This window comes from Kitasatospora sp. NPDC057223 (genome assembly GCF_042669755.1).
In the GTDB taxonomy this organism is placed as follows: Bacteria; Actinomycetota; Actinomycetes; order Streptomycetales; family Streptomycetaceae; genus Kitasatospora.
Genome location: NZ_JBHUWW010000146.1, coordinates 1 through 21461 on the forward strand (window position 1 = coordinate 1; position 21461 = coordinate 21461).

6 protein-coding genes are annotated in these 21461 nt (G+C 76.0%); all 6 read right to left on the bottom strand.

Translation table 11 applies throughout. The features are described from left to right. Positions 1-5172, bottom strand: a 5172-nt coding sequence (locus ACFUK0_RS34035) for an amino acid adenylation domain-containing protein (RefSeq protein WP_380256765.1), incomplete at its 3' end; no start/stop codon positions are given. Further along, positions 5169-17654: an amino acid adenylation domain-containing protein gene (locus tag ACFUK0_RS34040; RefSeq protein ID WP_380256767.1), complete on the bottom strand. Its 12486-nt coding sequence runs from the start codon at positions 17652-17654 to the stop codon at positions 5169-5171. The genes ACFUK0_RS34035 and ACFUK0_RS34040, both read right to left, overlap by 4 nt. A 152-nt stretch (positions 17655-17806) precedes the next feature. Further along, positions 17807-18805, bottom strand: coding sequence for an ABC transporter substrate-binding protein (locus ACFUK0_RS34045; RefSeq protein WP_380256769.1), 999 nt, complete (start codon positions 18803-18805; stop codon positions 17807-17809). 111 nt (positions 18806-18916) lie between these two features. After that, a complete protein-coding gene (locus ACFUK0_RS34050) occupies positions 18917-19174 on the bottom strand; it encodes a phosphopantetheine-binding protein (RefSeq protein WP_380256771.1) in 258 nt (85 codons plus the stop codon). A gap of 59 nt (positions 19175-19233) precedes the next feature. Continuing rightward, positions 19234-20604 (bottom strand): lysine N(6)-hydroxylase/L-ornithine N(5)-oxygenase family protein, encoded by a 1371-nt coding sequence (locus ACFUK0_RS34055; protein WP_380256773.1) that lies wholly within the window; start codon positions 20602-20604, stop codon positions 19234-19236. Positions 20605-20795: 191 nt separating this feature from the next. Then, the coding region (argB, locus tag ACFUK0_RS34060; RefSeq protein ID WP_380256775.1) for an acetylglutamate kinase at positions 20796-21461 on the bottom strand (666 nt) is incomplete at its 5' end.

Below are 21461 nucleotides of genomic sequence, written 5' to 3' on the forward strand. Positions count from 1 at the left end.
CATGAACGCCAACCGCTCCACCGGATAGTCCAACTCCAACGGCAGATACGCAGCCCCCGCCCGCAACACCGCGAACAACGCCGCCACCATCTCCAACGAACGCGGCAACCCCAACGCCACCACCCGCTCAGGCCCCGCACCCCGCGACACGAACAACCGCGCCAAACGGTTCACCCGCGCATCCAACTCCGCGTACGACCACGACACCCCACCGAACACCAACGCCGTCGCATCCGGCACCAACACCGCACGCTCCGCCAACAGATCAGCCACCGTCGCATCCGGCAACCCACGACCCGTCGCCGCCCACTCCCCCAACACCAGACCACGCTCACGCACCGTCAACACGTCCAGTTCGCGGACGAGCACCCCGGGGCGGTCGGCGATCTGCCGGAGCAGCGCGACCAGGCGCTCGGCGTGCTGCTCGACGGTGTCGCGGTCGAAGACGTCCGTGCGGTACTTCCACTCGAAGGTGAGGGCCTCGCCCGGGTTGGTGATGAAGATCAGCGGGAAGTGGGTGGCGTCCACGTCGGTGACCTGGCGGACGCCGAGCGCCTCCCGGATGCGGTCGCGGACGCCCTCGTCGGCGGGGGTGTTGCGGAGCACCTGGAGGGTGTCGAAGAGGCGGCCGAAGCCGGTGCCGCGCTGGATCTCGCCGAGACCCGTCTGGTGGTGGGCCAGCAGCGCCGACTGCTCCTCCTGGAGGCGGGTGAGGAACCCGGCGACGGTCTCCTCGCCGCGCAGCCGGGCCCGGACCGGGACGGTGTTGAGGAACATCCCGATGGTGGCGTCGATGCCGGGCAGCTCGGCGGGCCGGCCGGAGACGGTGGCGCCGAAGACCACGTCCTCACGGGCCGTCAGGCCGGCCAGCAGCAGGCCCCAGGCGCCGGAGAGCAGGGTGTTGAGGGTGAGCCCGTGCTCGCGGGTGAAGGCGGCGAGGCGCTCGGTCAGCTCGACGGATATCCCGGCGGTGACCTCCTCGGGGAGCAGCGCGGCCCGCTCGCGGGCCTGCGGTGCCAGCAGGGTCGGCTCGGCCAGGCCGGCCAGCGACTCGCGCCAGGCGGCGCGGCCCTGCTCCTGGTCCTGGACGGCGAGCCAGCGCAGGAAGTCCCGGTACGGCAGGGCCGGGCCGGCCGCGGCGGCGACGTCGGCGACGGCCGGGGAGCCCTCGGTCAGCTGGAGGTGGCAGAGCGTCAGCAGCTCCTGCAGGAAGAGGCCGGATGACCAGCCGTCCCAGAGCAGGGCGTGGTTGGTGATCAGGATGTGCTGGTGGCCGCCGGGGGCGAGCACCGAGACCAGGCGGAGCAGCGGCGGCGCGGTCAGGTCGAAGCGGGCGAACGCCTCGGCCTCCTTGAGCCGGCGCAGCTCGGCCTCGAACTCCTCGGGGGCGAGGGCGCCGAGGTCGATCTCGGTGAGCGGGACGTCGACGGCGCGCGGCAGGAACTGCACCGGCCGGTCCAGTCCGTCCTGGAGGAAGCCGGCCCGCAGGTTGGGGTGCCGGGTCAGCACGGCGGTGACGGCGGCCCGCAGCACGGTGACCGGGACGCGGGTGGTCAGCGAGACCACGTCGCGGGAGGTGTAGACGTCCAGGGCCCGGTCGTCGTAGCCGGCCTCGAACAGCAGGCCCTCCTGGAGCGGGGAGACCGGCCAGACGTCCTCGATCTCCAGCTTCGGGGCGGCCGCGCGGATCACGGCGAGTTCGGCGCCGGTGGGCGCGGGGAGGTCGCCGAGCACCAGCTCCGGTCCGGCGCCGCGGCGGTCGGCGAGGGCGGCCAGGGCGGCCGGGGTGCGCTGTTCGAAGACGTCCCTGGGGCTGACGGCGAGGCCCTCGGCGCGGGCCGCGCCGATCAGCCGGATGGAGGAGATGCTGTCGCCGCCGAGGCGGAAGAAGTCGTCGTCCGCGCCGGTGGCCGGCAGGCCGAGCACCTCCGCGTAGAGCTCGCAGAGCAGTTGCTCGGTCTCGGTGGCGGCCGCGCGGCCGGTGGAGCCGGCGGTGAAGTCCAGGGTGTCGTCGGGCAGGGCCGCGCGGTCGAGCTTGCCGTTGACGGTCAGCGGGAGGGCGCCGAGCACGGCGAAGGCGGACGGCACCATGTACTCGGGCAGCCGGGCCGCGGCGGCCTCGCGCAGCGCGGCGGTGTCGGGTACGGCGCCGGGGGCGGGGACGACGTACGCGACGACCCGCTTGACGGCGCCGTCCCGGACAAGCACGGCGGCCTGGGCGACGCCGGGCTGTGCGGCGAGGACGGCCTCGATCTCGCCCAGCTCGATCCGGTAGCCGCGGATCTTGACCTGGTCGTCGACCCGGCCGAGGTAGTCGATGGTGCCGTCGGCGCGGCGGCGCACCAGGTCACCGGTGCGGTACATGCGCTCGCCTCGGCGGAACGGGTCCGCGACGAAGCGGCCGGCGGTCAGGCCCGGGCGGTCGAGGTAGCCGCGGGCGAGCTGGACGCCCGCGAGGTACAGCTCGCCGGGCGCGCCGGCCGGGACGGGCCGGAGCAGGCTGTCGAGCACGTAGGCGCTGCTGTTGCTCAGCGGGCGGCCGATGCTGGGGGTGGCGCTGTCGGCGAGGTCGGCCACCAGCGCGTCGACGGTGAACTCGGTCGGGCCGTAGTAGTTGATCACCGTGACGTCCGGTTCGGCGCGCAGCCGGGCCCAGAGCGGTTCGGGCAGCGCCTCGCCGCCGAGCAGCAGCACCGGCGGGCGGTGCGCCCCGGCGAGCAGGCCGGAGTCGACGAGCTGCTGCGCGTACGTCGGCGTGACGTCGAGGGTGTCGATGCGGTGGGCGCGGGTGTAGGCGACCACGGCCTCGGCGTCTCGGCGGTCGTCCTCGCCGAGGACGTGCAGTTCGTGCCCGCCGACCAGCCAGATCAGCTGCTCCCAGGAGGAGTCGAAGGAGAACGAGGCGGTGTGCAGGGCGCGCAGGCGCTCGCGGCCGGTGGCGTTCCGGGTGGCGCGCACCGCGTCGGCGAAGGCGGTGCCGAGGTGGTCGTGGGCGAGGTTGGCCAGGCCCTGGTGCGGGATGACGACGCCCTTGGGGCGGCCGGTGGAGCCGGAGGTGTGGATGACGTACGCGGCCTGCGCGGGGTGGACGGGGCCGCCGCGCTCCGTGTCGGTGAGCGGGCCGCCGGGCAGGGCGGCCAGGGCGGCGGCGGTGGCCGGGTCGTCCAGCAGCACGGTGGCGGCGCCGGGCACCTCGGGGAGCCGCCCGGCGACCTCGCGGGTGGTGAGCACGACGGCGGGGCGGGCGTCGTCCAGCAGCAGGGCGAGCCGCTCGGCCGGGTGGTCGAGGTCCATCGGCAGGTAGGCGCCGCCGGCCCGCAGGACGGCGAGGATCGCCACCACGGCCTCGGTGGATCGGGGCAGTGCCAGGGCGGCGATCCGCTCGGCTCCGAGCCCGCGGCGGAGCAGCAGGCGGGCGAGGCGGTCCGCGCGCTCGTCCAGCTCGGCGAAGGTCAGCTCGGTGACGGCCAGTTCGGTGACGGCCGGTTGGGCGACGGCCGGTTCGGCGAGCGTCGGCCCGACCAGGGCGCGGGCGTCCGGGGTGCGGGCGGCCTGCGCGGCGAACAGGTCGGCGACCGTCCCGGCGGGGACGGTGCGGTCGGCGCCGGAGCTGTGCCCGGCGAGTCCGGCGCGCTCCACGGCGCCGAGCAGGTCGAGCCGGGCCAGCGGGGTGTCCGGGTCGGCGGCGAAGGCGGCCAGCAGGGCGAGGAAGCGGCGGGCGATCCGCTCCGCCTCGGCCGGCTCGAGGAGGTCCTGGCGGTATTCGAGTTCGAGGCGCAGTTCGGCACCGGGGAGCAGCGTCATGCCGAGCGGGTAGTGGGTCGCGTCGCGGGCGCCGAGGCCGGTGACGGCCAGGCCCTCGGCGGAGCCGAGTGCGCCGAGGAGGGCGTCGCCGCCGCCCTGGTAGTTCTCGACCACCAGCAGGGTGTCGAAGAGGGCGCCCTCGACGGCGGCGCCGCGCTGGATGGCGGCCAGGCCCAGGTGCTGGTGGGCGATCAGCTCGGCCTGCTCGCGCTGGACGGCGGCGGCGGCGCCGGCGAGCGTGTCACCGGCCCGGAGCCGGACGCGGACCGGCACCGTGTTGATGAACAGGCCGACCATGGTGTCGGCGCCCGGCAGGTCGTCGGGGCGGCCGGAGACGGTGGTGCCGAAGACCACGTCGGCGGTGCCGGTGAGGGAGCCGACCAGGACTCCCCACAGGGTGTGGGCCAGGTTGCCGAGGGTGAGTCCGCGCCCGCGCGCGGCGGCGGCCACGGCGGCGGAGAGCGCCGGGTCGGCGTGCAGGGTGATCACGGCGGGTTCGACGGCGGTCGCGGTCGAGGCGCCGGGCGCCACCGGGTGGGCCTGCTCGAAGCCCGCCAGGGCGGCGCCCCAGGCGGCCTCGGCGGCGGCGGTGTCGCGGGTGGCGAGCAGCGCGAGGTGGTCCTTGTAGGGACGCACGGGCGCCAGCACCGACGGGTCGCCGGCCGCGCCGTACAGCGCGAGCAGTTCGCGGACCAGGATCGGCATCGACCAGCCGTCGAGCAGCAGGTGGTGGCAGGTGATGACCAGGCGGGCCCGGTCGCCGGCCAGCCGGAGCAGGGCGAGGCGCAGCAGCGGCGGGGCGTCCAGCTCGAAGCGGTGGTGCCAGTCCTCGTCCATGGCGGCCAGCACGGCGGCGTCCTGGGCCTCGCCGGCCAGGCCGGTGAGGTCGGCCTCGCGCAGCGGGGTCTCCACCGTGCGCTGGACGAACTGGACGACCGCCTCCGGGTCCTCGTACCAGAAGCCGGCCCGCAGGTTGGCGTGGCGCAGCAGCAGCGCGTCGACGGCGGCGGCGAGCCGGGCGCCGTCGACGGTGCCCGCGAGGTCGAGGTGGGACTGCACGACGTAGACGTCGCGGGCGGTGTCGTCGTAGAGGGCGTGGAAGAGCAGGCCCTCCTGGAGCGAGGAGAGCGGGTACACGTCCTCCAGGGCCGACGCGGCGCCGGCGTCCCCGGTCTCGGCGTCCCCCGTCTCGGCGGGCACGGTCTCGTCGAGCACGGTCTCGTCGGTCGGGGCGGTGGCGTCGTTCGTCACGGTGTTCTCGGTCCTCGGAGTGGTGGGGAGGGGTGCGGCGGGCACGGGTGCGGCGGAGGCGTCGGGGGCGTCGGGGGCGTCGGGGGCGTCGGGGGCGTCGGCGTCAGCGGCGTTCATCGGCGCCTGCGCGAACGGGATTCCGGACCGGACTTCAGCCGGGACTCCAGGCGGGATTCCAGCCGGTCGATCTGGGCCTGCTTGAGCGAGACGAGGCTCAGGTCGGACGGGGTGACGCCGCCCGCCGCGCCGCCGGCGGTGTGCCGGGCGAGGGCGTCGAGGGCGGCGAACCAGGCGCCCGCCAGCGCGCCGGCCCCGGGCTCGGTGAGCAGGGCCTGCGGCCAGCTCAACTCGACGGCCAGCTCGGGGCGCCCGTCCGGCCCGGCCTGGATCACGGCGTCGATCTCCAGCGGGTAGCCGGCCGGCATCCGCGGGTCGGGCCCGGCGGCGGCGGCCACGGCGGCGCGCTCGTCCTGCGGGGCGAACGGCCAGCCGCCGACCGGGCCCCCGGCGCCGTCGGTGCGGCCCCGGTAGTTGAACAGCACCTCGGAGCGCGGCAGCGCGGCAAGCAGCGGCGCCGTCTGCGGGTTGAGGTGACGCAGCAGGCCGTGGCCCAGACCCCGGTCGGGGACGGCCCGCAGCTGCTCCTTGACCTGCTTGAGGGCCCGCCCGGCGGCCTCCGAGCCGGTCAGCGCGGCGGCCGGGTCGATGCCCGCGAGGTCGAGCCGGACGGGGTGCACGGTGGTGAACCAGCCGACGGTGCGGGCGAGGTCGGGGGTCAACGCGCCGGTCTCGCTGCCGCCCCGGCCGTGGCCCTCCAGGTCGACCTGGAGCACGGGCGCCGCCTCGGGGCGGGCGGCGGCCACGCCCAGGGCGAGAGCGGCCAGCAGGACGTCGTCCACGCCGGCGCCGAAGGCCTGCGGTACGGCGGTGAGCAGCGGGGCCGTGCGGTCGGCGGGCAGTGTCCGGCGCAGGGTGCGCAGGGTCGCCACGGTGTCGCGGTCCGGGTCGGCGGCCAGGGCGGCCAGCGGGCCGGCGGGGCCGGCCAGGGCGCCGCGCCAGTAGCCGAGTTCGGCCGTCCGGCTGCGCTCCTGGGCGTGCCCGAGCAGGCGCTCGGACCAGGCCCGCAGGGTGTGCGCCTCCGGTTCGGGAGCGGGCTGGGCGCCGCCGGCGAGGGCGGTGTAGGCGGCGGTGAGCTCGGGGAGCAGGGTGCGCCAGGAGACGCCGTCCACGGCGAGGTGGTGGACGGTCAGCAGCAGTCTGCCGTCCTGGCGGGGCCCGGCGTCGAACCAGACGGCGCGCAGGATCCGGCCCCGGTCGGGCGCGAGCGCGGCGGCGGCCGCGTCGGCCTCGCGGGCGATCAGGGCGGGGTCGGCGCCGTCCACCCGGCGGAGGGTGTCCGGGTCGGTGAGGGCGGGGGCGGCGCCGGCCGGCAGGATCTCCTGGGTCCAGACACCGTCGGCGCGGTCCAGGCGCAGGCGCAGCGCCGGGTGGTTGCTCGCGAGGGCGGCGAGGGCCTGGCGCAGCGGCTGCTCGCGCAGCGCCGCCGGGACGGTCAGCAGGACGGACTGGTTGAACCGGTCGATCGGGCCGCCGCGCTCGCGCAGCCAGTGCACGACCGGCAGGGCGGGCAGTTCGCCGTCCGCCGGGACGGGCGTGGGAGACAATACGCCGGGTACAGGCTGGGGTGTTCCCTTCGCGGCGGCGGCGAGGGCGGCCGGGGTGGGGTGGGTGAAGACGTCCTTCGCGGCGATCTCGAAGCCGGCCTTGCGGGCCCGGCTGACCAGCTGGATGGAGACGATGCTGTCGCCGCCGAGCGCGAAGAAGTTCTCCTCCTCGGCGACCTCGGGCAGCCCGAGCACCTCGGCGAAGACCCTGGCCAGGGCCCGGGCGGGGGTGTGCCCGGCGGGGGCGGCGGCGGCGCGCTCCCGGCGGCCGGGGGCGGGCAGCGCCTTGCGGTCGAGCTTGCCGTTGACGCTCAGCGGCAGCGCGTCCAGCACGGTGACCACGGCGGGCACCATGTGCTCGGGCAGCACCGCGGCGACGGCGGCGCGGACGGCCTCGCCGTCGACGGCGCCGCCGGGCTGCGCCACCACGTACCCGGCGAGCTGCCGGGCGCCGCCCTCGGTGAACGGGCGGGCGCTGACGGCGGCCTGGCCGACGCCGGGTGCGGCGGCGAGCGCGGCCTCGACCTCGCCGAGTTCGATCCGGAAGCCGCGGATCTTCACCTGGTCGTCGGTGCGGCCGAGGTACTCGACCTCGCCGTCCACGCGGCGGCGCACCAGGTCACCGGTGCGGTACATACGCTCGCCCCGCTGGAACGGGTCGGCGACGAAGCGGCCGGCGGTCAGGCCGGGGCGGCCGAGGTAGCCCCGGGCGAGCTGGACGCCGCCGAGGTAGAGCTCGCCGGGCACGCCGACGGGCACCGGGCGCAGTCGCGCGTCGAGCACGTACAGGCGGGTGTTCCAGACCGGGCGGCCGATCGGGACGACGCCCGAGCCGGCCCAGGCCCGGTGGTAGGTGACGTCGACGGCGGCCTCGGTGGGCCCGTAGAGGTTGTGCAGGTCGATCTGCGGCCAGAGCGCCGCGAACCGGTCGACAGCGGCGGCCGGCAGTGCCTCGCCGGAGCAGTAGACCCGGCGCACGCCGTTGAAGCCCGCGCGGATCGCTGGGTCCTGCTCGGCGGCGGCGGTGAAGGCGGCCAGCATGGACGGGACGAAGTGCGCGGTGGTGACGCCGCGGCGGGCGGCCAGGGCGGCCAGGTAGTCCGGTTCGCGGTGGCCGCCGGGGCGGGCGAGCACCACGGCGGCGCCGCTGACCAGCGGGAGGAAGAACTCCCAGACCGAGACGTCGAATCCGGCCGGGGTCTTCTGCAGGATGCGGTCGGCGGCGGTGATGCTGTAGACCTCGCGCATCCAGTCCAGCCGGTTGACGATGGCGCGGTGGCTGACCAGGACGCCCTTGGGGCGGCCGGTGGAGCCCGAGGTGAAGATCACGTACGCGCCGTGGTCGGGGCCCGGGGCGGCCGGCTCGGCCTGCGGGCCGTCCGCGTCGGTGAGCAGCACGGGGACGCCGGGCACCCGGGGCAGGCCGGCCGCCTGGCCGGGCACGGTGAGGACGCAGACCGGCGCGGCGTCCTCGATCATGGCGGCCAGCCGCTCGGCCGGGTACTCGGTGTCCAGCGGCAGGTAGGCCGCGCCGGCCCTGAGGACGGCGACCAGGGCCACCATCAGCTCGGCGGAGCGCGGCACGGCGACGGCGACCAGCCGGTCGGGCCCGGCCCCGGCCCCGGCCAGCACCCGGGCGAGCCGGCCGGCCCGCTCGTCCAGCTGCCGGTACGTCAGCTGCTCGTCCTCGAAGAGCACGGCGACGGCGTCCGGGGTGGCCGCGCACTGTTCGGTGATGCGGCTGAGCAGGGTACCGGGGCGGACCTCGCGCCCGGTGGCGTTCCACTCCCCCGCGAGGCCCCGGCGCTCCTGGGCGGAGGTCGGTTCGATCCGGGCGGCCGGGCGGCCGGGCGCGTCCAGCGCCTGCTCCAGGACGGCGATCAGCCGCTCGCCGAACAGCCGGGCGGTGGAGCGGTCGTAGAGGTCCTCGGCGTGGATGACGGTGAGGTCGGTGCGGTCGCCGTCGGCGGACTCCACGAAGGTGAGGGCCAGGTCGAAGCGGGCGGCGTGGACGGGGTCGGGCAGCAGGGCGGTGCGGGCCCCGAGCAGGGTGTCCAGCCCGCCGGCCTCCTTGCGGTGCTGCACCATCACCTGGAACAGCGGGTGGCGCCCGAGCGAGCGCTCCGGGTTGACGATCTCCACCAGCCGGTCGAACGGCAGGTCCTGGTGGGCCAGCGCACCGAGCACCACCTCGCGGGAGCGGACGACCAGTTCGTCGAAGGTCGGCTCGCCCGAGAGGTCGTGGCGCAGCACAAGGGTGTTGACGAAGAAGCCGACCACGGACTCCACCGCCTCGTCGGCGCGCCCGGCGACGGGGGTGCCGAGCGCCACGTCGGTGGTGCCCGCGAGCCTGCCGAGCAGCAGGGCGGCGGCGGCCTGGGTGACCATGAACGGGGTGCTGCCGGTGCGCTGCGCGTAGCCGCGCAGGGCCGCGTGCAGCTCCTCGGGCAGGCGCAGCCGGACGGCGCCGCCCCGGCCGGAGGCCTCGGCGGGCCGGGGGCGGTCGGCGGGCAGGGCCAGTTCGGCGGGCAGCCCGGCGAGGCGCTGCGCCCAGTAGGCGCTCTGGGCGGCGGCCGGGCCGTCCTGCCCGTCCGGCCCGGACTGCCCGGCGAGCAGTTCGCCCTGCCACAGGGCGTGGTCGGCGTACTGCAGCGGCAGCGGTGCGAAGACCGGGGCGGAGCCGGCCAGGCGGGCGGTGTAGGCCTGGTCGAGGTCGCGCAGCAGCACGCCCTCCGACCACTCGTCACCGGCGATGTGGTGCAGGGCGACGCTGAGCACGTGCCGCTCGGGCCCGGCGCCGATCAGGGTCGCGCGGACGGGGATCTCGGTGGCCAGCTCGAAGGCGTACGCGCCGGCGGCGGCGACCGCCGCGTCCAGCAGGTGCAGCGTCACCTCCTCCACGGCGAACGGCAGGCCGGCCTGCCCGGGGGTGAGGATCCGCTGGTACGGGCGGCCGTCCCGGTCGGGGAAGACCGTGCGCAGCGCCTCGTGGCGGGCCAGCACGTCGCCGAAGGCGGCCCGCAGGGCCTCGGTGTCCAGCGGGCCGTCGATCCGCAGGGCGCACGGGATGGTGTACGCGGTGCTCGGGCCCTCCAGCCGGTACAGGAACCACAGCCGGGCCTGGGCGGCGGACAGCGGCAGCAGGTCGGGGCGGGGGCGGGCGGCGGGGCCGGGGCGGCTCGCGGCCGCGGTGCGCAGCCGGGCGGCGAGGCCGGCGGCGGTGCGCGTCTCGAAGAGGTCCCGGACGGCGGCCTCCACGCCGAGGGCGGCGCGCACCCGGCCGATCACGCGGGTGGCCAGCAGCGAGTGCCCGCCGAGGTCGAAGAAGTCGTCGTCGACGCCGACCCGGGGCAGGCCGAGGACGTCCGCGAGGAGGCCGCAGAGCACGGCCTCGCGCTCGTCGCGCGGGGCGCGGCCGGCCGGCGCGGTGAAGGCGGCGGCCTCCGGCTCGGGCAGGGCCTGCCGGTCGAGCTTGCCGTTGACGTTGAGCGGCAGCGCCGCCAGGGTGACGATCGCGGCGGGAACCATGTACTCGGGCAGCGACTGGGCGAGGGCCTTGCGCAGGGCGGCCGGGTCGAGTGCGGCGGGGGCGGTGTAGCCGACCAGGCGGCGGACGGCGCCGGAGCCGCCGACCACGACGGCGGCCCCGGTGACGCCGGGCAGGGCGGCGAGGGCCGCCTCCACCTCGCCGGGCTCGACCCGGAAGCCGCGGATCTTCACCTGGTCGTCGTCGCGGCCGAGGAAGTCGAGACTGCCGTCGGCGCGCCACCGGACGACGTCGCCGGTGCGGTACATCCGGGTGCCGTCGCCCGCTCCGCCGAACGGGTCGGCGACGAAGCGGCCGGCGGTCAGCGCGGGCCGGTTGCCGTAGCCGCGGGCGAGGCCCGGCCCGGCGATGTACAGCTCGCCGGGCACCCCGGCGGGGACGGGGCGCAGCCGGGCGTCCAGGACGTACACCCGGGTGTTGCCGATCGGGCGGCCGACGAACGGGGTGGCGCTGTCGGCCAGGGCCGCGCCGAGGGTGTCGACGGTGTACTCGGTGGGGCCGTAGAAGTTGTGGCCGGTCACCCCGTCGGTCTCCCGGATCCTGGTCCACAGGTCGGCGCCGCAGGCCTCGCCGCCGACCAGGAACAGCAGCGGGCGGTGCTCCTCGCTGTCCAGCAGGCCCCACTCGACGAGCTGGCGGCCGAAGGACGGCGTCACGTCCAGGGTGTCGATCCGGTCGGCGAGCAGGCGGGCCGTCAGGGCCTGCGGGTCGCGGCGCAGGTCCTCGCCGTAGACGTGCAGTTCGTGGCCGCCGATCAGCCAGAGCAGCTGCTCCCAGGAGGAGTCGAAGGAGAACGAGGCGGTGTGCGCGGCGCGCAGGCGCCGGCCGCCGGCCGCCTCGACGGCGCGGGCGAAGACGGTGGAGCCGTGGTGCTCCAGCATGTTGGCCAGGCCCCGGTGCGGCACCTGGACGCCCTTGGGGCGGCCGGTGGAGCCGGAGGTGTGGATGACGTACGCGAGGTCGTCGGCGTGCGGGCGGACAGGCTCGGCGCTGCGGCTGCCCAGCTCGGTGAGCAGCACCGCGCCGAGGCCGTGCTCGGCGAGCACCGGGTGCCGCGCGGTGACCTCGGCGGTGGTGAGGGTGAGCAGCGGCCCGGCGTCCGCCAGCATCAGGGAGATCCGCTCGGCCGGGTGGTCGAGGTCGACGGGCAGGTACGCGGCGCCGGCGCCGAGCACGCCGAGCAGGGCGGCGACCAGGTCGGCGGAGCGCGGCAGGGCGAGGGCGACGACCGTGCCGGGGCCGGCGCCGAGCGCGGCGAGGTGGCGGGCGGTGCGGTCGGCGCGGGCGGCCAGTTCGGTGTAGCTGAGGCGCTCGGCGCCGAAGACGACGGCGGTCGCGTCGGGGGTGGCGGCGGCCTGCGCCTCGAACACGTCGACGACGGTGCGGTCGGGCACCGGGCGGCCGGTGGCGTTCCAGGCGTGCAGCAGGGTGTGGCGTTCGGTGTCGTCGAGGATCTCCAGGGCGCCGACCGCTGTCGCGGGGGCGGTGGCGATCTGCTCCAGCAGACGGAGCAGGCGGGTGCCGGTGGTGCGGGCCTGGTCCGCGGTGAACACGTCGGGGCGGTACTCGACGGTCAGCTGCGGGGCCTCGCCGGGCAGGGTGAGGACGGTCAGCGGGTAGTGGGTGGCGCCGTGGTTGCTGATGCCGGCGACGCGCAGGCCGCGGGCGGTCAGCAGGTCGGGGTCGACGGGGTAGTTCTCGAAGACCAGCAGGGTGTCGAAGAGGGTGCCGTGGCCCGCCAGGGCCTGGATGTCGGCGAGCCCCAGGTACTGGTGGTCGAGCAGGGCGGACTGCTGCTCCTGGAGGCGGGCGAGCGCCTCGGCGACCGGCTCGTCGTCCTCGGGGCAAAAGCGCACGGGGACGGTGTTGCTGAACAGCCCGACCATCGACTCCACGCCGGGGATGTCGCTGGGGCGGCCGGACACGGTGGCGCCGAACACCACGTCGGTGCGGCCGGTGAGGCGGCCGAGCAGGATCGCCCAGGCGCCCTGGACGACGGTGTTCAGCGTCAGACCGTGCCGGCGGGCGGTGGCGGTGAGCCGTGCGGAGAGTCCGGCGGGGATCGGCAGGTCGATCTCGGCGCCGGCGGCGGCCGGCCCGGCGGCGGGGGTGCCCAGCGTGTCGGCCAGCAGCGTCGGCGCGTCCAGGCCGGCCAGCGCGGCCTGCCAGGCGGCGGTGTCGGCGGCGCCATCGCGGGCGGCCAGCCAGGCCAGGTGGTCGGCGTACGGGGTGGCGGCGGGCAGGGCGGCGGCGGTGCCGGCGCCGTAGGCGCTGACGAGTTCGCGCAGCAGGACGGGGGTGGACCAGCCGTCCATCACGATGTGGTGGCGGGTCAGGACGAGGCGGTGGTGCTCCTCGCCGAGCGTGACGAGGGCGCAGCGCACCAGCGGCGGGCGGGCCAGGTCGAAGCGGCGGGAGGCCTCCTCGTGCTCGATCCGGGCGATCTCGACGGTCTGGCGGGCGGCGGGCGCGGTGGTCAGGTCGTGGAGCGTCCACGGGACGGTGACCTGTCCGGCCGTCAGCTGGAGCGGCCGGCCGGCACCGGCCCCGGAGGGGCCGTCGGTGAGGCCGTCGCTGAAGCCGTCGGTGAAGCCGGAGCGCAGGGCGGCGTGCCGGTTGACCACGGCGTCGACGGCCTCGAACAGCGCTTCGCGCTCCAGCGGGCCGCGCAGGTCGAGCGAGGTGAGCGAGGTGTAGAGGTCGTCCGCGCCCTCGGCGTCCTGGTAGCGGCTGTGGAAGAGCAGCCCCTCCTGGAGCGGGGAGAGCGGCAGGACGTCCACGGTGGCGGGGTGTGCGGCGGCGAGCCGGTCCAGCACCGTCTGGGTGACGGCGGCCAGCGGCACGTCCGACGGGGTGAGGCCGCCGGCGTCGGCGCGCCCGGCATAGGCGGTCAGCGCGTCCAGGGCGGCGAACCACTGCTCGGCGAGGTCGCGGACGGCCTGCTCGGCGAGCACGCCGTCGGGCCAGCTGAGGTGGACGGTCAGCTCGGGGCCGTCGGCGCGGTCGTGGACGAAGGCGCCGATCTCCAGGGCGTGGGCGGCGGGCAGCGCGGCGTCGGCGCTGGCCGCGAAGGCCTCGCCGCCGGTGCTCCACGGCCCTTCCCCGTTGGTGAAGCGGCCCAGGTAGTTGAACAGCAACTGGGGGGCCTCGGCGTCGGCGAGGGCGGCGGCGCCGACCGGGTCGAGGTGGCGCAGCAGGCCGTAGCCCGCGCCGGCGTCGGGCAGGACGCGCAGGTGCTCCTTGACCCGGGCCAGGGCGTGCCCGGCGGCGGGGCCGCCGGCCAGGGCCTCGGCGAGGTCGAGCCCGGCCAGGTCGAGGCGGACGGGGAACTCGGTGGTCAGCCAGCCGACCGTACGGGCGGTGTCGGCGCCGGGGACGAGCGCGTCCTCGCGACCGTGTCCCTCCAGGCGGAGCAGCAGGTCGGGGCGGGTGTCCGCGCCGTACCGGGTGCGGCGGCGCCCGATCACGACCAGGGCCAGCGCGGTCAGCAGGACGTGGTCCACGCCGGCCCGGTGGGTGGCGGGGACGGCGCCGAGCAGCGGGGCGGTGCGGCCGGCCGGCAGGGTGAGGGCGAGGCTGCGGGTGGTGGCCCGGGTGTCGCGGGCCGGGTCGAGCGGGCGGTCGCCGAGCAGCGGGCCGGCGCCGTCGGCCAGTACCGTCTGCCACAGCGGGAGCTGGGCCCGCACGGCGTCGCTCCCGGCGGCCTCGGCCAGGCCGGTGGCCCAGCGGCGCAGCGGGGTGGTGACCGGGTCGAGGGCGCGGCCCTCGTAGGCGCTGCGCAGGTCGGGGAGCAGGATGCGCCAGGAGACGCCGTCGACGACGAGGTGGTGCAGGGCCAGCACCAGGCGGCCGGGGGTCTGCGGTCCGGCGTCCAGGTGGACGGCCTGCAGGACGACGCCCTGCTCGGGGTCGAGCCGGTCGGCGGCGCTCTCGCGCTCGCGGGCGGCTGCCGCGTCCAGCTCCTCGGCGGTGACATCGAGGTGGCGCAGCGAGCCGGCCTGCGGGGCGGCCGGGCGGATCTCCTGGGTCCAGCGGCCGTCGGGCCCGGTCCGCAGGCGCAGGCGCAGGGCGTCGTGGCGGTCGGTCAGGGCCTGCAGGGCGGCGGCGAGGCGGGCCCGGTCGAGGCCGGCGGGCACGGTGACGACGGTGTGCTGCCCGAACCGGGCGACGGGGCCGCCGCGCCCGCGCAGCCACTCGCTGACCGGGGTGGGCGGCAGTTCGCCGACGGCGTCGGTGTGCTGCCCGGCGGGCTCCTTCGGGAGGGTGGGCTCGGCGACGGCGGCGATCCGGGCCACCGTGCGGCGCTCGAACACGACGCGCGGGGTGATCTCCCAGCCGGCCCGGCGGGCGCGGCTGCCGAGCTGGATGGCGGAGATGCTGTCGCCGCCGAGCGAGAAGAAGTTGTCGTCGACGCCGACCTCGGGCAGTCCGAGGATCTCGGCGACCAGGGCGGCGAGGACGCGCTCGGCCTCGCCGCGCGGGACGCGGGCGGCGCCGGTACCGGCCTGGGCCGGGGCCGGCAGGGCCTTGCGGTCGAGCTTGCCGTTGAGGCTGAGCGGCAGCGTGTCGAGGCCGACCAGGACGGCGGGCACCAGGTGCTCGGGCAGGGTACGGGCCAGTGCCTCGCGCAGGGGCTCGGTGTCGGCAGGGGCCGGGACGACGTAGCCGACCAGCTGCCGGGCGCCGCCGGGGGTGAGTTCGCGGGCCGTCACGGCGGCCTGGGTGACGCTGGGCAGGGCTTCGAGCGCGGCCTCGATCTCGCCGAGTTCGATCCGGAACCCGCGCACCTTGACCTGGTCGTCGGTGCGGCCGAGGTACTCGACGCTGCCGTCCGGGGCCCAGCGCACCAGGTCGCCGGTGCGGTACATGCGGTCCCCGGCTCCGCCGAACGGGTCGGCGACGAAGCGGCCGGCGGTCAGGCCGGGGCGGCCGAGGTAGCCCCGGGCGAGCTGGACGCCCGCGAGGTACAGCTCGCCGGGCACGCCGACGGGCGTGGGACGCAGCCGCGCGTCCAGGACGTACAGGCGGGTGTTCCAGACCGGGCGCCCGATCGGGACGACGCCGGCGGCGGGCTCGGTGCGGTGGTGGGTGACGTCGACGGCGGCCTCGGTGGGCCCGTACAGGTTGTGCAGCGGGACGGCGGGCAGCGCGGTGTGCCAGCGGTCGACGACGTCGCCGGGCAGCGCCTCGCCGGAGCAGAACGCCCGGCGCAGGCCGGTGCAGAGCACGGCCGCGGCGGGCTCCTCCAGGAAGGCGCGCAGCATGGAGGGGACGAAGTGCAGGGTGGTGACGCGCTGTTCGGCGATCAGTGCGCTGAGGTGGGCCGGGTCCTTGTGGCCGCCGGGGCGGGCGAGGACGACGGCGGCGCCCTCGCACAGGGCCCAGAAGAACTCCCAGACGGAGACGTCGAAGCTGGCCGGGGTCTTCTGCAGGACGCGGTCGTCGGCGCGCAGCCGGTAGGTGTGCTGCATCCAGGCCAGCCGGTTGACGATGGCGCGGTGGGTGACGACGACGCCCTTGGGCCGGCCGGTGGAGCCGGAGGTGTAGATGACGTACGCGGCGTGGTCGGGGCCGGCCTCGGCGAGCGGGGTGCCGGGCGCCGGTTCGGTGCCGAGCAGCAGCGCGGCGGCGCGGGCGTTCGCGGGCAGGCGCTCCAGCAGTCCGGGGACGGTGACGACGCGGACGGGTGCAGCGTCCTCGACCATGTACGCCAGCCGGTCGGCCGGGTAGTCGGCGTCCAGCGGCAGGTACGCGGCACCGGACTTGAGGACGCCGAGCAGGGCCACCATCAGCTCGGCGGAGCGCGGCACGGCGACACCGACCACCTGGTCGGGGCCGGCACCGGCGGCGGCCAGGGTGCGGGCGAGGGCGTCGGCGCGCTCGTCGAGTTCGCGGTAGGTGAGGGCGGCGCCCTCGAACACCACCGCGACGGCGTCGGGGGTGGCGACGGTGCGCTCGGCGATCCGGCTGACCAGCGTGCCCTCGCGGACGGCGCGGGCGGTGTCGTTCCAGCCGTGCAGCACGGCGTCGAGCTCGGCGTCGGCGAGCAGCTGGAGTTCGCCGACCGGCCGCTCGGGGTCGGCGGCGAGCCGGGTCAGCAGGGCGGCGCAGCGCCGGGCGTGCGCGGCCAGGGCGTCGGCGCCGTAGAGGGCCGGGTTGGCGTCGAACTCCAGCAGGAGCAGGTCGTCCGGGGTCTTGCTGACGGAGAGCGAGAAGTCCTCGACCGGGCCGGAGGCCAGGTTGACGGTCCGTCCGGGGGTGCCGGCGAAGTCCAGGGCGAGGTCGAAGGGCTTGAGGTTGAGCAGCGGGCCGTGCAGGCGCCGGTCGGTGCCGACCAGGCCGAGGTCGCGGCGGATGTCCTCGCCCCGGTGCAGCTGGTGGCGGCGGGCGTCGCGCAGCTCGCCGGCGGCGCGGCGCAGCAGCTCCCCGAAGGTGTCGGTTGCGGTGACGGCGAGCCGGACGGGGAGGATGTTGACGGCCATGCCGGGGACCCGCAGGGTGCCGGGGGCGGTGCGGGCCATGAAGTGCATGCCGAGGACGGCGTCCTGGGTGCCCGTCATCCGGTGCAGGTAGACGCCGAGGGCCGCGGTGGCGGCCTCGGCCCAGGTGGTGCGGGTGGCGCGGGCGGCGGCGAGCACGGCGGCGGACTCCCGCGCGGTGAGCTCGATCCGGTGGCGCAGTGCGGCCGGGGCGGCGGGGGCGCTCTCCTCGGTGAGGCCGGTGACGGCGGGGCGGTCGGCGAAGCGCTGCGTCCAGTGGGCCCGGTCGGTCCCGGCCCGGTCGGAGGCCAGGTGGCTCTGCTCGGCGGCGGCGAGCAGGGCGGCCGGGCGGAAGGCGGGGGCCGGGTCGGGGGCGCCGTCGGCGAGGGCGGTGTACACCTCGGCGACGCGGCGGGTGAACAGGGCGACGCTGTAGCCGTCGATGACGAGGTGGTGGAACCACTGGAACCACAGGTGACTGCGCTCGCCGGTGCGGACCAGCAGGGCGCCGGTCAGCGGGCCGGCGTCGGGGCCCTCCAGGGCGACGGGAACCGCGAGTTGGCCCTGCACCAGGGCGACGGCGGCGGCCACCGGGTCGGCGGCGCCGCGGGTGTCCAGGCGCGGCAGGCGCCACTCGTCGGCGGCGAAGCCGGTGGGCAGCTGCACGGTGCGGCCCTCGTGCTCGGCGAGGCGCACGTGCAGCCCGTCCGCCTCGGCGAGGGTGCGGCGCAGCGCCGCCTCCAGCAGCTCGGGCCGCAGCGGGCCGTCGAGCTCGACGTACTGGCCGACGTTGTAGGCCGGGCTGCCGGGGTCGATCCGTTGGGCGGCCAGGACGCCGGCCTGCGCCGCCGTCAGCTCCAGCGGGGCGGTGGGCCCGGCCTGCGGTGTGTCGGTGCTCGCCTCTGGCATGGTCGGCCCTTCCGGTTCTGTGCCGCCCCGCCGGGCGGGCCGGCCCGGGCGCTGGTGCGCTCGCGCGCTGTCGTGCGGTACGGGTGCTTCCGCCCGGGGCGGCGGCCGTTCGGTGGCGGCCGCCCACGGGCGGTGGGGTCGTGCGGTGGGGCCTAGAGGCCCTTGAGGATCGTCTCGATCTGGTTCAGCACGTCGATGGAGGTGCCGTACCGGTCGGTGGTCGCGTAGGTGAGCGGCAGCACCTTGCCGGCCTTGACGGCCTTGAGGTTCTGCCAGGACGGCTGCTTGTCGAGGTCCTTGGTGTCCTGCGGGACCTCGCCGGTGGCGGCCATCCGCGGCACCAGGATCACGTCGGCGTCGGCCAGCACGTCGATCTTCTCGGTGGAGTAGGTGACCTCGTGCTCCTTGGTGTCCGAGGACGCCTGGGAGAACTTGGCGCCGGCGTCGTTCAGCACCCGGCCGACCCAGGAGGTGCTGGTGTCGACCAGGAACTCGCCGCCGCCGTAGGAGGAGGCGATGGACCACTTCACGGTGTTGAGCTTGTCCGCGTAGTCCGTCTTGATCTTCGCGGCCTTGGCCTCGTAGTCCGACTTCAGCTTCTTGAACTCGGCGTCCTTGCCGACGGCGGTGGCGATCTTCTCCTGCGCGTTCAGCAGGTCGACCGGGGTCTCGATGCCGAAGTACAGGGTGGGGGCGATGCCTTCGAGCTTGCTGACGCCCCAGTCGAAGGCGGTGGCGCCCTCGACCACGATGAGGTCGGGGTTGAGCGAGGCGACCTTCTCGATGTTGATCTCGATGCCGGAGCCGATCGGCTCGATCTTCTTCGCGGCCTCGGTCTGCGAGGGCAGCAGCTCCATCGGGTTGTTGTCGTCGATGGTGCTGGTACCGACGGGCTGCACGCCGAGGTCGAGCAGCGCGCCGGTGGCGTAGGAGATGCTGACGATCCGCTTGACGTCCGCCGGCACGGTGATCTTGCCGTTGGTGGCCTCGACCGTCTTGGGGCCGGACGCCGCGGCGCTCCCCTCGGCGGAGGGCGCGGCGTCCTTGCTGCCGCCGCCGTCCGAACCGCAGGCTGCCAGCGAGAGCACGGCCACGGCCGAGGCGGCGGCGGCGAGTCCACGGCTGCGGACGGACAGGACACGGGTGTTCATGGTTCTCCTCGGAGGTGGTGCGGGGTAGACGTCGGGGGTGGCCGCCGCCGCTGCCCCGACCCGGCGGGGGCGGGGTCGGTGCGGGCCGGCGGCGGCCGGATCGGGAGGGGTTCAGCGAGCCGACAGGTGGGCGGACCAGGCCCGTAGCGTGGGTGTCGGCGCGGCTTCGGCGAGGTCCGCGAAGTCGGCCTTCGCGCCCCGGGCGCGCCAGGTCTCGACGAGGCTCATCAGCCGGATCGAGTCGAGCCCGAGGTCGCGCAGGTCGTCGTCGTCGCCGATGTCCTCGGGCCGCTCGCCGAGCACGTCGGCGAGGTCGGCCCGCAGGCTGTCGCGGTCGAGTCCGGCGGGGGCGGGGGCGCCTGACGTCATGCTCACGGGTCCGTTCGGGTCTGGGGCGGGATGCGGGGCGGCCGGTCGGGGTGCGGTGCTCACAGGGCGCGGGCGCCCGCGCGGTCGGCGTGCAGCTGGCGGCCGGTGCGGCGCAGCAGCAGGGAGTCGCAGATCTCCCCGGAGCGGACGGCGAGGGTGGAGAGCAGGGAGGAAGTGATGCCGTGGGTGTGCTCGGTGCCGCCCTGGAGGTAGATGCCGGCGTCGACGTGGTCGGCGGTCAGCACGCGGTGGTCGCGGTCCACGCGCAGCCGGCCGTCACCGTCGGTGAGGCAGGCCGGGGCGAGGTCGCCGAGCAGGTCACGGGGGTCGACCTGGGTGTAGCCGGTGGCCAGGACGACGGCGTCCGAGTCCAGCGCGTACTTCTCGCCGGTGGCGAGGTTGTGCACGAGGGCGCGGGCGCCGTCGGGGGTGTGCTCGACGCCGGTGAGGCGGGTGGTGTTGAGGATCCGCAGGCGCTCGCGGCCGCTGACCTTGTCCTGGTAGACCTCGCGGTACAGCGAGGTGATCAGGTCGCCGTCGACCACCGAGTAGTTGGTGTTGGCGTGGTAGCCGAGCAGGGTGCGCTTGACGTCCTCGGGCGCGGCGAAGAAGTCGTCGACGGCCGAGGGGTCGAAGATGCGGTTGGCGAAGGGGCTGTCGTCGGCCGGGCTGTAGCCGTAGCGGGCGAAGACGGCGCAGATCTCGGCGTCCGGGTACGTGCGGTGCAGGTAGTCGACGGCCTCGGCGGCGGACTGGCCGGCGCCGACGACGGTGAAGCGGCGGTGCGGGCGCTCGGTCAGCCGCGGTGCGCGGTGCAGCAGGTCGCGGGTGTGCCAGACCCGCTCGCCGGCGGCGACGCCCTCGGGCAGCCGGGGCTTCAGGCCGGTGCCGACGACGATGTTGCGGGCCCGGCGGACCTGCCGGCCGGCTCCGTCCGCGCCGCCGGCGGCGACGGGCTCGGTGACGACGTCGACCGCGCCGATCCGGCCGTCGGTCTCGACCGGGCGGATCTCGACGGCCCGGCGGCCGTAGCCGACCTGGCCGGCGAACTCGGCGGCGCACCACTCGAAGTAGTCGTGGAACTCGACCCGGGTCGGGTAGAAGGTCTTCAGGTTGATGAAGTCGGCCAGCCGCCCGCGCTCCTGAAGGTACGTGAGGAAGGTGAAGCGGCTGCGCGGGTCACGCATGGTGGCCAGGTCCTTGAGGAAGGAGACCTGCATGGTCGCCCCCTCCAGCAGCATGCCGCGGTGCCAGCCGAAGCGCTCCTGCTGCTCGACGAAGCCGACCGTCAGGGCCTCGTCCGGAGCCCGCCGGTTGTGCTCCTCGATCGCTATGGCCAGGGCCAGGTTGGCGGGGCCGAAGCCTATGCCGACAAGGTCGTCGGCACTGTCGCCCCGGTCCGGTGCGCTGTCCTCGCGCGATCGCGACATGCTCGTCCTTCCGTTGACTGCTTGCTGGTCGGGCCTCGCGGAGCGGCAGCCGGGTATTCCGCGGTGAACCCCGGACCAGCTTTAGCAAGGTAAGGCTTGCCTAACTTCTATCAAGATCGCACGGGAGTCAAATCCCCTCCCTGTACGTACGACTTCCGAGGGGCCCGCCACGGCGGGCCGCCGACGGCACCTCAGGCCGCGCGGACTCCGGCCGCTTCGGGGAGCGCCGGCCCCGCAAGAAGGCCGTCCGGGACGACCTGCGTGCCGCCGCCCGCCTCGGTGAAGGCGTGCAGCAGCCCGTGCCGCACCCGGCCGTCCAGCACCCGGGCGGCCCCGACACCCGAGCGGACGGCCCGCAGACAGGCCTCCATCTTGGGCAGCATCCCGCTGGCCAGGCCGGGCAGCATCGCCTCCAGCTCGGTGGCCCCGATCCGCCCGATCACCTCGTCCGAGGCCGGCCAGTCGGCGTACAGGCCCTCGACGTCCGTGAGGACGAGCAGCAACTCGGCGCCCAGCGCGACCGCGAGAGCGGAGGCGGCGGTGTCCGCGTTGATGTTGTAGACGTGGCCGTCGGCGCCGCGCGCGATGCCGGACACGACCGGGATCCGGCCGTCCCCGATCAGCGTGCGCACCACGCCCGCCTCGGTACTGACGATGTCGCCGACCAGGCCGATGTCGACCTGCTCGCCGTCCACCACCGCGTAGCGCTTGACCGCCGTCATGGTGTGCGCGTCCTCACCGGTCATCCCGACCGCGAACGGACCGTGCTCGTTGAGCAGCCCGACCAGCTCGCGCTGGACCTGCCCGGCCAGCACCATCCGGACCACGTCCATCGTCTCCGGCGTGGTCACCCGCAG

Coding starts and splice junctions, on each gene's coding strand:
- ACFUK0_RS34040 (WP_380256767.1), bottom strand. CDS start 17,654: ATGCCAGAGGCGAGCACCGACACACCGCAGGCCGGGCCCACCGCCCCG.
- ACFUK0_RS34045 (WP_380256769.1), bottom strand. CDS start 18,805: ATGAACACCCGTGTCCTGTCCGTCCGCAGCCGTGGACTCGCCGCCGCC.
- ACFUK0_RS34050 (WP_380256771.1), bottom strand. CDS start 19,174: ATGACGTCAGGCGCCCCCGCCCCCGCCGGACTCGACCGCGACAGCCTG.
- ACFUK0_RS34055 (WP_380256773.1), bottom strand. CDS start 20,604: ATGTCGCGATCGCGCGAGGACAGCGCACCGGACCGGGGCGACAGTGCC.